Here is a 12,812-nt window from a genome sequence, read left to right as displayed (position 1 = left end):
GATCAGGCGGTGGGCGTGGGTACGGCCGTCGGCGCGCCCTGCGCCTGGATCGCGGTGATGGCCACGGTGGTCACGATGTCCTGGACGAGCGCACCGCGCGAGAGGTCGTTGACCGGCTTGCGCAGACCCTGCAGGACCGGGCCGACCGCCACCGCACCCGCCGAACGCTGCACGGCCTTGTACGTGTTGTTGCCCGTGTTCAGGTCCGGGAAGATCAGCACCGTCGCCCGCCCGGCCACCTGGGACCCGGGCAGCTTGGTCGCCGCTACCGAGGGCTCCACGGCCGCGTCGTACTGGATCGGCCCCTCGATCTGCAGGTCCGGGCGGTGCGCGCGGACGAGCTCGGTGGCCTTGCGGACCTTGTCGACGTCCGCGCCGCTGCCGGAGGTGCCGGTCGAGTACGAGAGCATCGCGATCCGCGGCTCGACACCGAAGGCGGCCGCGGTGGTGGCCGACTGGACGGCGATGTCGGCGAGCTGCTCGGCGTTCGGGTCCGGGTTGACCGCGCAGTCGCCGTAGACGAGGACCCGGTCGGCCAGGCACATGAAGAAGACCGAGGAGACGATGGACGCCTCCGCCTTCGTCTTGATGATCTCGAAGGCCGGGCGGATGGTCGCCGCGGTCGAGTGCACGGAACCCGAGACCATGCCGTCGGCCAGGCCCCGCTGGACCATCAGGGTGCCGAAGTAGTTCACGTCCGTGACCACGTCGGCCGCCAGCTCGACGGTCATCCCCTTGTGGGCGCGGACCTGCGCGTAGTACTCGGAAAAACCTTCCCGCAGCGGGGAGGTCGCCGGGTCGATCAACTGCGCGCCCGAGATGTCGACGCCGAGGTCGGCGGCCTTCTTCAGGATCGCCTGCTCGTCACCCAGCAGGGTCAGGTCGCAGACTCCCCGGCGCAGCACCACGTCCGCGGCCCGCAGCACCCGCTCCTCGGTGCCCTCGGGCAGGACCACGCGGCGGCGGTCCGAGCGGGCCCGCTCCAGCAGCTCGTGCTCGAACATCATCGGGGTGACGCGCTCCGAGCGGGCCACCGACAGCAGACCACGCAGCTCACCGGTGTCCACGTGCCGCTCGAACAGGCCGAGCGCGGTCTCCAGCTTGCGCGGGGTCGCGGAGTTCAACCGGCTCTGCAGGGAGAAGAGTTCGGCGGCGGTCGGGAAGCTGTTGCCGGCCACCGACACCACGGGCGTGCCCGGTGCCAGCTTCGAGGCCAGGGTCAGGACCGCTTCGGTCGGGCGCTCGTTCAGGGTCAGCAGTACGCCCGCGATCGGCGGGGTCCCGGAGGTGTGCGCGGCCAGCGCCCCCACGAGCAGGTCGGAGCGGTCCCCGGGGGTGACGACCAGGCAGCCGGGGGTCAGCGCGTTGAGGAAGTTCGGCAGCATGGCGCCGCCGAAGACGAAGTCCAGCGCGTCGCGGGCCAGCCCGGCCTCGTCGCCGAGGAGCACCTCGCCGCCGAGCGCCCGGGTGATCTGGGCGACGGTCGGGGCGGAGAGCGACTTGTCGTCCGGCAGCACGTAGCAGGGCACGGGCAGCCGGGCGGCCAGCCGCTCGGCTATGACGTCGCGGTCCTCCGCGGCCACCCGGTTCACGACCATCGCGACGACGTGGCAGCCCAGGGTCTCGTAGGCGCGGTAGGCATTGCGGGCCTCGGCGCGCACCGCCTCGGCCTGGTGCTTGGTGCCGCCCACCACGGGGACGACGACCGCGCCCAGCTCGTTGGCGAGGCGGGCGTTGAGCGCCAGCTCGTCGGGGAGGTTGGTCTCCGCGTAGTCGGTGCCGAGGACGAGCATGACCTCGTAGTCGCGGGCCACCCGGTGGTAGCGGTCGACCAGCCGCGAGACCAGCTCGTCGGTGCCCTTCTCGGCCAGGATCGCCGAGGCCTCCTGGTAGGACATGCCGTAGGCCACGGCGGCGTCCTGATCGATCCGGTAGCGGGCCTTGAGGAGGTCGAAGAGCCGGTCCGGCGCGTCGTGCAGCAGCGGACGGTAGACCCCGACCCGGCCCGTCTGCCGGGTCAGCAGCTCCATGATGCCCAGCTCGACGACCTGCCGGCCGTCCCCCCGCTCGATACCGGTCACGTACACGCTGCGCGTCACGCCCGCTCTCCGTCCCATGCTGTGAAGGTCATGCTTCTGGATGTCACTTTGCTCTGGCTCGACCCCTTGACAATACCTCTGCCAATGGATAGGGCGCCCTCTGGAAAAGGGCCTGGCCGCGACGGCCGAAAGACCCCCGGGGCCGGGCCGCCGAACACGCGCGGCCCCCCGGGCCCGTGGAACAATCGGACAGGCTTCACCATGACGCCCTTCATAGGTACGGCAGGAGACACAGCACGATGCGTATCGGAGTTCTCACCGCAGGCGGCGACTGTCCGGGCCTCAACGCTGTCATCCGGTCGGTCGTACACCGTGCCCTGGTCGGGCACGGAGATGAGGTCATCGGTTTCGAGGACGGTTTCAAGGGCCTCCTCGACGGCCACTTCCGCCCCCTCGACATCAATGCCGTCAGTGGCATCCTCGCCCGCGGCGGCACGATCCTGGGTTCGGCGCGCATGGAACGCGCCCGTCTCCACGAAGCCGCCGAGAACGCCCAGGAGCTGGCGACGCGCTACGGCATCGACGCCCTCATCCCGATCGGCGGCGAGGGCACCCTGACCGCCTCCCGGATGCTGTCGGACGCCGGGATGCCGGTCGTCGGCGTACCGAAGACCATCGACAACGACATCTCCTCCACCGACCGCACCTTCGGCTTCGACACGGCCGTCATGGTCGCCACCGAGGCCATCGACCGTCTCAAGACCACCGCCGAATCGCATCAGCGCGTGATGGTCGTCGAGGTCATGGGTCGCCACGCGGGCTGGATCGCCCTGGAGTCCGGCATGGCCGGCGGCGCGCACGGGATCTGTCTGCCGGAGCGCCCCTTCGAGGTGGAGGCCTTGGTGAAGATGGTGGAGGAACGCTTCTCCCGCGGCAAGAAGTTCGCCGTGATCTGCGTCGCCGAGGGCGCGCATCCGGCGGAGGGCTCCATGCCGTACGAGAAGGGCGCGATCGACGCCTACGGCCACGAGCGCTTCGCCGGCATCGGCAACCGTCTCGCGATCGAACTGGAGCACCGCCTCGGCAAGGAGGCCCGCCCGGTCATCCTCGGCCACGTCCAGCGCGGCGGCACCCCCACCGCCTACGACCGCGTCCTCGCGACCCGCTTCGGCTGGCACGCCGTGGAGGCGGTCCACCGCGGTGAATTCGGCAACATGACCGCCCTGCGCGGCACCGACATCGTGATGGCCCCGCTCGCCGACGCGGTCACCGCGCTGAAGACCGTGCCCGAGGAGCGCATGTACGAGGCCGAGTCGGTCTTCTGATCCCGGCCCCGCCGGCGCCGTCGCCCTAAGCCGCACCGCCCGCGAGCTGCCAGAACCGGTCCACGATCTCGGCGAGGAACTCCCGCCCCGAGTCCCCGCTGCCCGCCTCGCCCTGGCCGCCGCCCCAGCTGAGCGTCGCCACCATCCGCGACTGGTAGTCGCCGTGCAGCCGCTCCAGCACCGTCTCCAGGTGGTGCTTGGGGATCGGCAGCAGCTTGCCCAGCGGCTTCACGTACGCCTGCCAGCGCGTGGTCACCGCACTGCGCAGCAGCTCGGCGAGTTCCTCGTGCTTGCCGGTCGCCGTCACGAACTGGGCCAGCGTCAGACTCAGCACGGTGGCCAGGGCGGCGGACTGCCGTTCGTTGCCCCGCCAGCGCCCGGTGTCCTCCATCTTCTGGTACGAGCTCGTGTCCAGGCCGATCCGCCGGGCCAGTTCGTCCGCCGCCAGCCCCCGCGCGATCCGGTGCTCCCGCAGGGTGACCGCTTCGGCGAGCAGTTCCGCGGGAGAGCACCACAGGACGCCCGCGAGTGCCGTGAGCTCGGCGGAGGAGGGTGATATCTCGCCACGCTCCCAGGCCATCACGGTCTCGGGCGCGACGACGAGTCCGTACTGGGCGCGCAGGCCGTAGGCGACATGTCCGGGAGCCATGCCCAGGGCCGCGCGCAGACGACGCGCGGCGGGGGCATTGAAAGGTGGGCTGGAGTGCACACCGCACACGGTAGAAGTGGCCAGGCTGCGGCGCCTACAGACCAAACAAACAAGCCCATACCTCGTAGGAACGTCCTATGAAGTCATGGGCTTTTGCCGGTTTTCCGGGCGACTGTCCGGTAATCGGTGAGCCGGAAGATCCTTTCACCCGTACGGTTCCAGCCAACGTCCGCCGACGCAATAGCCCTCACACTCTTCGCACAATGTGAACCGAACGGCCGTTTTCTGCGTGATCCTTTCCGGGCCCTCGCCGACGGGGGTGGCGAGGGCCCCGCTCCGCTCTCCCGCGCCTTCCTCCCTTGCCTTGACGTCGGCGTCAAGGAATACGGTCGTCCCATGCGCATCGGCGAACTGGCGGAGCGGGCCGGGACCAGCACCCGGACGCTCAGGTACTACGAGTCGCGCGGGCTGCTCCCCGCGCGGCGGTCCGACAACGGCTACCGGACCTACGACGAGGACGACCTGCGGCTGCTGCGTCAGATCCGCATCCTCCAGGACTTCGGCTTCGAGCTGGAGGAGACCCGGCCCTTCGTCGACTGCCTGCGGGCCGGCCACCCGGCCGGGGACTCCTGCCCCGCCTCGCTCGCCGTCTACCGCCGCAAGCTCGCCGAGCTGGACGGCCTGATCGGCCGGCTGGCCGACGTACGCGAGCAGCTCGGGCGGCAGTTGGCCGACGCGGAACAGGCGGCCGGCGAAGCGGCCGTGCCGAAGTGCGAGATGACCGGATGACCGGACGGACGAGAGGGGATGGCGACATGAGGGCCCATGGTGTGGCGCAGGTGACCGACGCCGATTTCGAGACCGAGGTGCTCGGGGAGCGGGGACGGCCCGTCCTCGTGGAGTTCACGGCGGACTGGTGCGGCCCCTGCCGCCAACTCGCCCCCGTCCTCTCCTCGATCGCCGCCGAGGAGGCCGACCGGCTCAAGGTCGTGCAGATCGACGCGGACAGCAACCCCGGGGCCGTCACCCGGTACGGGGTGCTCTCCATGCCGACCCTGCTCGTCTTCCGGGACGGCGAACCCGTCCGACAGCTGGTCGGGGCCCGGGCCAAGCGCAAGCTGCTCCAGGAACTGGAGGAGCAGCTCGCGATGGCCTGAGCCCCGGCGCCGGGGCCCCGGGCCCCGACGTCAGCTCTGCGGCCGGAACCAGACCGTCGCCAACGGCGGCAGCGTCATCCGCAGGCTCGCCGGGCGGCCCTGCGCCGGCACCGGCTCCGGCCGCAGCGGCTGCGTGTGGTGGATGCCGCTGCCGCCGTAGACCTCCAGGTCGGTGTTGAGCACCTCCCGCCACAGCGGCACCTCCTCGGGCACCCCGATCCGGTAGCCGTGCCGGACCACGGGCGAGAAGTTCGACACCGCCAGCAGCTGCGAGCCGTCCTGCGCGTACCGCAGGAACGCGAAGACGTTGTCGTCCGCGGCGTCCGCCTCCACCCAGGCGAAGCCCTCCGGCACCGTGTCCCGCTCCCACAGGGCGGGCGCCGCCGTGTACGTGCGGTTCAGGTCGCGCACGAGGTCCCGTACGCCGCGGTGGTCACCGGCCGCCGAGTAGGAGGAGTCCAGCAGCCACCAGTCCGGCCCGTACACCTCCGACCACTCCGACCCCTGGGCGAACTCCTGTCCCATGAAGAGCAGTTGCTTGCCCGGGTGGGCCCACATGAAGCCCAGGTACGCCCGGTGCGCGGCCCGCCGCTGCCACCAGTCCTCCCCGGGCATCCGCGACACCAGCGAACCCTTGCCGTGCACCACCTCGTCGTGCGAGATCGGCAGCACGTAGTTCTCGCTGAAGGCGTAGATCATCCCGAAGGTCATGTCGTGGTGGTGGTACTTGCGGTGCACCGGCTCCTTCGACATGTAGCGCAGGGTGTCGTGCATCCAGCCCATGTTCCACTTCAGGCCGAAGCCGAGCCCGCCCGAGTCCGTCGGCCGGGTCACGCCCGTCCACGCCGTGGACTCCTCCGCGATGGTCACCACCCCCGGGCAGCGCCGGTACACGGTCGCGTTCATCTCCTGGAGGAACGCCACCGCGTCCAGGTTCTCCCGCCCACCGTGCTCGTTGGGCGACCACTCGCCCTCCTTGCGCGAGTAGTCGAGGTAGAGCATCGAGGCCACCGCGTCCACGCGCAGGCCGTCCACGTGGAATTCCTCGCACCAGTACACGGCGTTCGCGACGAGGAAGTTACGGACCTCCTTGCGGCCGTAGTCGAACTCCAGGGTCCCCCAGTCCGGGTGCGAGGCCCGCCGCGGGTCCTGGTGCTCGTACAGCGGCCGCCCGTCGAACTCCGCGAGGGCCCAGTCGTCACGCGGGAAGTGCGCGGGCACCCAGTCGACGATCACCCCGATCCCGGCCCGATGCAGCGCGTCCACGAGGAAGCGGAAGTCGTCCGGGGTGCCCATCCGCGAGGTCGGCGCGTAGAAACCGGTGACCTGGTAGCCCCACGAACCGCCGAACGGGTGCTCGGCGACCGGCATCAGCTCCACGTGCGTGAAGCCCAGCTCCTTGACGTACGCGGGGAGCTGCTCGGCGAGCTGCCGGTAGGAGAGCCCGGGCCGCCAGGACGCCAGGTGCAGCTCGTACACCGAGAAGGGCGCCTGGTGCGGGGGCCGGGTGCCGCGCTCGGCCATCCACGCCGCGTCCTGCCACTCGTACCGCGAGGCTGTGACCACCGAGGCGTTCGCCGGAGGGACCTCCGCGGAGCGGGCCATCGGGTCGGCGCGCAGGGTGTGGCTGCCGTCCGGGCGGGTGATGTCGTACTTGTAGAGCGTGCCGGCGCCCACCCCGGGCAGGAACAGCTCCCACACGCCCGTGGAGCCGAGCGAACGCATCGGGTAGGCGACGGAGTCCCAGTACGAGAAGTCCCCGGTGACCCGGACCCCCTGGGCGTTCGGCGCCCACACCGTGAAGCGGGTCCCGGCCACGCCCTGGTGCTCCATCGGCTGGGCGCCCAGCGCCGTCCACAGCTCCTCGTGGCGGCCCTCGCCGATCAGGTGCAGGTCCAGCTCGCCGAGGGCGGGCAGGAACCGGTACGGGTCGTGGATCTCGATCTCGTCGCTGTCGTAGGTGACCAGCAGCCGGTACTCCGGCACCTCGGCCAGCGGCAGCAGTCCCGAGAACAGACCGTCCCCGTCGTCGAGGAGCTCGGCCCGCAGCCCCTTGGCGACGACCGTGACCGCCGTGGCGTACGGGCGCAGCACCCGGAAGGCCACCCCGCCCCGCTGGGCCCGCGCCCCCAGCACCGCGTGCGGATCGTGGTGGCGGCCCTCCAGCAGCCGGGCCCGTTCGTCGGCCCCGAGTACGGGAGCCGGCCGGACGCCGCGCGGCGGGGTGGCGCGGCGGGCCCGGGGAGCGCGGGCCTTCTTCACCGGCGCCGGGGCGGGTGCGGCTTCGTCGCTGACGGTCGGTGACGGCTGTCGTGCGGCGCTCACGCGAGCGGCCTCCTCGGGGGCTTCGGGTGGGGGTGCGGAGAGATGGATCCGGGGGCGGACGGGGTCGGCGGCACGCGGTGGGCGGGCCGTACGGGCTCCGACAGCCGCCGGATCGCGGCCATCGGGACGTGCAGCCAGTCGGGACGGTGCCGGGACTCGTAACGGGCCTCGTACACCGCCTTGTCGGTCTCGTACGCCCGCAGCAGCACGGGGTCCTCGCGGGGGTCCCGGCCGGTGGTGCGGGCGTAGCCCTCGCAGAACGCGGCCCGGCAGTCGTCCGCCCAGGCGGGGGCGAACGGCCGGTGCGAGCGGGCGGCGTAGTCGAAGGAACGCAGTATCCCGGCGATGTCGCGCACCGCCGGTTCGGGACGGCGCCGGTCGGCCAGGGGCCGGGCCGGCTCGCCCTCGAAATCGATCAACGACCAGCTGCCGTCGAGGGTGCGCAGGGTCTGACCCAGATGGAGGTCCCCGTGGATCCGCTGGGCGGGCACCCCCGCCCCCCGGGAGGCGGCCAGCGCGTCGAAGGCGCCCCGCAGCCCCGCCTCGTACGGCCGCAGCGCCGCGACCTCCCGGGCGGTGGCGGCCAGCCGGGCCGTCATCCCCGCCGCGAGCCGGGCCGTCTGCTCCGGACCGAGCGCGACCGTGGGAAGCGCCGAGGCCAGCGCGCTGTGCACCTCGGCGGTGGCCCGGCCGAGCGCGTGCGCCTCGGCGGTGAAATCGGCCCCGGCGCCGAGCCGGCGCAGCGCGAGCTGCCAGCCGTCGTCGGAGCCGCGCAGGTACGGCTGGAGCACGCCCAGGGTCAGCGGTTCGCTGCCGGGCAGCTCGGCCTCGTACCAGGCGACGGGGGCCGGGACCCGGGTGCAGCCGGCGGCGGCCAGCGCCCTGGGCAGTTCCAGGTCCGGGTTGACGCCGGGGCCGACCCGGCGGAAGACCTTCAGGATGAACGAATCTCCGTAGATGAGGGAGGAGTTCGTCTGCTCCCCGGAGATCGGCCGCGGGGTGAGCCCGGCCGGGATCGGTGTGGCCGGATCCCGGTCGAAGCGCAGCGGGCCGAGCGTCCCGGGGGAGCGCAGCCGTTCGAGCAGCATGGCCGCGAGCCGGGGATCGCCCAGCGCCTCGTAGACCGCCCGGCCCGCGTACGGCCCGTCCTCGGCATGGCCGATCAGGGTGGGCGCGAGGGCGGGCGGCAGGGACGGGCGGATGCCCAGCAGCAGCTGGTAGCAGTCCCCGTCGACGTCGAGGAGCAGGTGCAGCAGTCCGGGGGTGGATCCCGGCGGCAGCAACTCGGCCGCCGAGACGGTCCTGAGCCTGCTGATGGTGCGGCCCTTGCCCGCGAACCAGCGCTGTGCGGGCAGCCAGGCCTTCAGCATCGGCTCCAGTGGAGCGATCCCGGCGGCCCGGTCGGCCGTCAGCCGGCTCCGGGCGGATGCAGCCTCCGACATGGCGTCGCGTCCTTTCCCCGGGCGGTCACAGAATGCGCAGAGTGTCCCGGATGCGCGGCAGTTGCTTCTCCGGCATGTGCGAGTGTCGGGTCAGGATGGTCCGTACAGGGGCGGGCGATTGACCCGTTCGAGCTGCCCGCCCCGTCCTCGGCCCGCTACTTCGCGCGTTTGTCGACGCGCTGTTCGGCCCGCAGCCGGAACCAGTAGAAGCCGTGGCCCGCCAGGGTCAGCAGGTACGGCCACTCGCCGATCGGCGGGAAGCGCACATCACCCGTGAGCTCCAGCGGGACCCGTCCGTTGAACGACCGCAGATCGAGCTCGGTGGGCTGCGCGAAGCGCGAGAAGTTGTGCACGCACAGCACCAGGTCGTCCCCGTGCTCGCGCAGGAACGCGAGCACCGCCGGGTTCGACGACGGCAGTTCGGTGTACGAGCCGAGTCCGAAGGCCGGGTTCGCCTTGCGGACCTCGATCAGTCTGCGGGTCCAGTGCAACAGCGAGGAGGGCGAGGACATCGCGGCCTCGACGTTGGTGACGCGGTACCCGTAGACGGGATCCATGATGACCGGCAGGTTGAGCCTGCCCGGATCGCACGAGGAGAAACCGGCGTTGCGGTCCGGGGTCCACTGCATCGGCGTGCGGACGCCGTCGCGGTCGCCCAGCCAGATGTTGTCGCCCATGCCGATCTCGTCGCCGTAGTAGAGCACCGGCGAGCCGGGCAGCGACAGCAGCAGGGCCGTGAACAGCTCCATCTGCTTGCGGTCGTTGTCCAGGAGCGGGGCGAGCCGGCGCCGGATGCCGATGTTGGCCCGCATCCGCGGGTCCTTGGCGTACTCGGCGTACATGTAGTCACGCTCTTCGTCCGTGACCATCTCGAGGGTGAGCTCGTCGTGGTTGCGCAGGAAGATGCCCCACTGGCAGCGGTCCGGGATCGCCGGGGTCTTGGCCAGGATCTCGGAGACCGGGTACCGGGACTCTCTTCGCACGGCCATGAAGATGCGCGGCATGACGGGGAAGTGGAACGCCATGTGGCACTCGTCCCCGCCCTTCGCGTAGTCGCCGAAGTAGTCGACGACGTCCTCGGGCCACTGGTTGGCCTCCGCGAGCAGCACGGTGTCCGGGTAGTGCGCGTCGATCTCGGCCCGGACCCGCTTGAGCAGCTGGTGGGTGCGGGGCAGGTTCTCGCAGTTGGTGCCCTCCTCGGCGTACAGGTAGGGCACGGCGTCGAGGCGGAAGCCGTCGATGCCGAGATCGAGCCAGAAGCGCAGCGCGGAGACGATCTCCTCCACCACGGCCGGGTTCTCGTAGTTGAGGTCCGGCTGGTGGGAGAAGAATCTGTGCCAGTAGTACTGCTTGCGTACCGGGTCGTACGTCCAGTTGGAGGTCTCGGTGTCGACGAAGATGATGCGGGCGTCCTGGTACTGCTTGTCGTTGTCGGCCCACATGTAGTAGTCGCCGTACGGACCGTCCGGGTCCTTGCGCGACTGCTGGAACCACTCGTGCTGATCGCTGGTGTGGTTCATGACGAAGTCGATGATCACCCGCATGCCGCGGGTGTGCGCGGCGTCCACGAACTCCACGAAGTCGGCGAGGTCGCCGAACTCGGGGAGCACGGAGGTGTAGTCGGCGACGTCGTATCCCCCGTCGCGCAGGGGTGAGGCGAAGAACGGCGGCAGCCAGAGGCAGTCGACACCGAGCCACTGGAGGTAGTCCAGTTTGCCGGTGAGCCCCTTGAGGTCTCCGACGCCGTCGCCGTTGCTGTCGTGGAAGGAGCGGACGAGGACCTCGTAGAAGACCGCCCGCTTGAACCAGTCGGGATCGCGGTCCTTGGCGGGGGTGTCCTCGAAGGTGTCGTGGACGGGATCGTTGATCATCATGTGGTGGGTGACCCTCCGGTGGGCGGGGACGGTCGCAGGGCGGCCAGTACGTGCGCGGGCGTGCGGCCCGGTTCCAGGCGCACGTAGTTCGCCCTGCCCCAGTGATAGGTCTCGCCGGTGAGCTCGTCGCGCACCGCGAGGGACCCGTGCCAGTCGAGGCCGAGTACCGGCATGTCCAACGACACCGTCGCCTCCTGGGTGTGGTGCGGATCGAGGTTGACGACCACCAGTACGGAATTGGCTCCGGCGTGCTTCGAATAGGCGATCACCTGTTCGTTGTCGGTCGAGTGGAAGTGGATGTCGCGCAGCTGCTGGAGCGCCGGGTTGCGGCGGCGCAGCCGGTTCAGCGAGGTGATCAGCGGGGCGATGGTCTCGCCGGAGCGGTCGGCGGCGGCCCAGTCGCGCGGCCGGAACTCGTACTTCTCGGAGTTCAGGTACTCCTCGCTGCCCTCGCGCACGGGGGTGTTCTCGCAGAGCTCGTAGCCCGCGTAGACCCCCCAGGCGGGGGAGAGGGTGGCGGCCAGGACGGCCCGGACCTCGAAGGCGGGACGGCCGCCGTGCTGGAGGTACTCGTGCAGGATGTCCGGGGTGTTGACGAAGAAGTTCGGCCGCATGACCGAGGCGGACGGGGTGTCCGCCAGCTCGGTCAGGTACTCGGTCAGCTCCGCCTTGGTGTTGCGCCAGGTGAAGTAGGTGTACGACTGCTGGAAGCCGACGGCGGCCAGCGCCCGCATCATCGCGGGCCGGGTGAACGCCTCCGCCAGGAAGATCACGTCCGGGTCCGACTTGTTGATGTCCGCGATCACCTTCTGCCAGAAGACGACCGGCTTGGTGTGCGGATTGTCGACCCGGAAGATCCGGACGCCGTGCTCCATCCAGTGCCGCAGGATCCGGCAGGTCTCCTTGACGATGCCGGCCATGTCGGTGTCGAAGTGGATCGGGTAGATGTCCTGGTACTTCTTCGGCGGGTTCTCGGCGTACGCGATCGTCCCGTCGGCCCGGTGGCGGAACCACTCCGGGTGCTTCTCCACCCACGGGTGGTCGGGGGAGCACTGCAGGGCGAAGTCCAGGGCGATCTCCATGCCCAGCTCGCGGGCGCGCCCGACGAAGGCGTCGAAGTCCTCGATGGTGCCGAGCTCCGGGTGGACCGCGTCGTGCCCGCCCTCGGTGGAACCGATGGCCCACGGCACACCCGGGTCCCAACTACCGGCGGAAAGAGTGTTGTTCGGACCCTTGCGGTAGGTGGACCCGATCGGGTGGACGGGCGGCAGGTAGACCACGTCGAAACCCATCGCGGCGATCGCGGGCAGCCGCTCGGCGGCCGTCCGGAAGGTCCCGCTGATCGGGGCCTCGTCGGGCTCCAGCACCGCTCCCTCGGAGCGCGGGAACATCTCGTACCAGGAGCCGAAGAGGGCCCGCTTGCGCTCCACCAGGAGCGGCAGGGGCTTGGAGGCGGTGACCAGCTCCCGGTACGGGCGCCGGGCGAACGCGGCGTCCACGGCAGGATCGAGGGCGGCCACGTACCGTTCGGAGGCGGGCCGGTCCTCGTCGCGCATGGTGGCGGCGGCCGTCAGGACGGCCTCGCGCCCGTCGCGCTTGGGGATCCGGGCCCCGGCCCGCTCGTAGAGCTCCGCGCCCTCCAGCAGCATGAGGCCGGTGTCGATCCCGGCGGGAATCTTGATCGCGGCATGGGCCCGCCAGGTGGCCACCGGATCGCTCCACGCCTCGACGGTGTACGTCCACCTCCCCTCGACCTCGACGGAGACCTTCGTCCCCCACCGGTCGGTGCCGGGGGCGAGTTCGCTCAGCGGCACGGGGGCCCGCAGCCGCCCGCCCGGATCACGCAGGACGAGGTGGGCGGCGACGGCGTCGTGTCCTTCGCGGAACACGGTGGCGGAGATCTCGAAGACCTCGTCCACGACCGCCTTTGCGGGTCTGGCGCCGCAGTCGACGGCGGGGCGGACGTCCAGCACGGGAATGCGACCGATCATGATGGGATCA

The 12,812-nt window shown here is 70.9% G+C and carries 9 protein-coding genes; 3 read left to right on the top strand and 6 right to left on the bottom strand.

Annotated elements, in window-relative coordinates:
- Positions 1-2: 2 nt before the first annotated feature.
- The gene (pta, locus tag ACGFYY_RS00670) at positions 3-2,099 is read right to left on the bottom strand and encodes a phosphate acetyltransferase (RefSeq protein WP_393706447.1); all 2,097 of its coding nucleotides are present in this window, start codon (positions 2,097-2,099) and stop codon (positions 3-5) included.
- A 239-nt stretch (positions 2,100-2,338) separates the two neighbouring features.
- On the opposite strand from pta, the gene ACGFYY_RS00665 reads away from it, so the two are divergent.
- The gene (locus ACGFYY_RS00665) at positions 2,339-3,364 is read left to right on the top strand and encodes an ATP-dependent 6-phosphofructokinase (RefSeq protein WP_365266098.1); all 1,026 of its coding nucleotides are present in this window, start codon (positions 2,339-2,341) and stop codon (positions 3,362-3,364) included.
- A 25-nt stretch (positions 3,365-3,389) separates the two neighbouring features.
- Here ACGFYY_RS00665 and ACGFYY_RS00660 read toward each other — a convergent pair whose 3' ends face one another.
- A complete protein-coding gene (locus ACGFYY_RS00660) occupies positions 3,390-4,013 on the bottom strand; it encodes a helix-turn-helix domain-containing protein (protein ID WP_393706817.1) in 624 nt (207 codons plus the stop codon).
- A gap of 396 nt (positions 4,014-4,409) precedes the next feature.
- Here ACGFYY_RS00660 and ACGFYY_RS00655 point away from each other — a divergent pair, with 396 nt between their 5' ends.
- Both ACGFYY_RS00655 and ACGFYY_RS00650 read left to right on the top strand, forming a co-directional pair.
- Positions 4,410-4,802 carry a MerR family transcriptional regulator gene (locus tag ACGFYY_RS00655; protein WP_365266102.1) on the top strand — a complete coding sequence of 131 codons (393 nt, stop codon included), beginning with the start codon at positions 4,410-4,412 and terminating at the stop codon, positions 4,800-4,802.
- 26 nt (positions 4,803-4,828) lie between these two features.
- Entirely contained in the window at positions 4,829-5,170 is a 342-nt protein-coding gene (locus ACGFYY_RS00650) for a thioredoxin family protein (RefSeq protein ID WP_393706446.1), read from the top strand.
- 30 nt (positions 5,171-5,200) lie between these two features.
- Here the strand turns inward: ACGFYY_RS00650 and glgB are convergent, their stop codons facing one another.
- The 4 genes from glgB to ACGFYY_RS00630 all read right to left on the bottom strand — a co-directional run bounded on the left by glgB (position 5,201) and on the right by ACGFYY_RS00630 (position 12,802).
- A complete protein-coding gene (gene glgB / locus ACGFYY_RS00645; RefSeq protein WP_365266105.1) occupies positions 5,201-7,495 on the bottom strand; it encodes a 1,4-alpha-glucan branching enzyme in 2,295 nt (764 codons plus the stop codon).
- Entirely contained in the window at positions 7,492-8,937 is a 1,446-nt protein-coding gene (locus ACGFYY_RS00640; RefSeq protein WP_393706445.1) for a phosphotransferase, read from the bottom strand. Before ACGFYY_RS00640 ends, glgB begins: the two co-directional genes overlap by 4 nt.
- A 155-nt stretch (positions 8,938-9,092) precedes the next feature.
- The gene (gene treS / locus ACGFYY_RS00635; protein ID WP_365266109.1) at positions 9,093-10,811 is read right to left on the bottom strand and encodes a maltose alpha-D-glucosyltransferase; all 1,719 of its coding nucleotides are present in this window, start codon (positions 10,809-10,811) and stop codon (positions 9,093-9,095) included.
- Entirely contained in the window at positions 10,808-12,802 is a 1,995-nt protein-coding gene (locus tag ACGFYY_RS00630) for a maltotransferase domain-containing protein (RefSeq protein WP_393706444.1), read from the bottom strand. Before ACGFYY_RS00630 ends, treS begins: the two co-directional genes overlap by 4 nt.
- Between the last annotated feature and the right edge of the window lie 10 nt (positions 12,803-12,812).

Origin of the sequence: Streptomyces sp. NPDC048331, assembly GCF_043201215.1 — a bacterium.
GTDB lineage: Bacteria > Actinomycetota > Actinomycetes > Streptomycetales > Streptomycetaceae > Streptomyces.
This window is presented reverse-complemented; position numbering and strand designations above follow the sequence as displayed.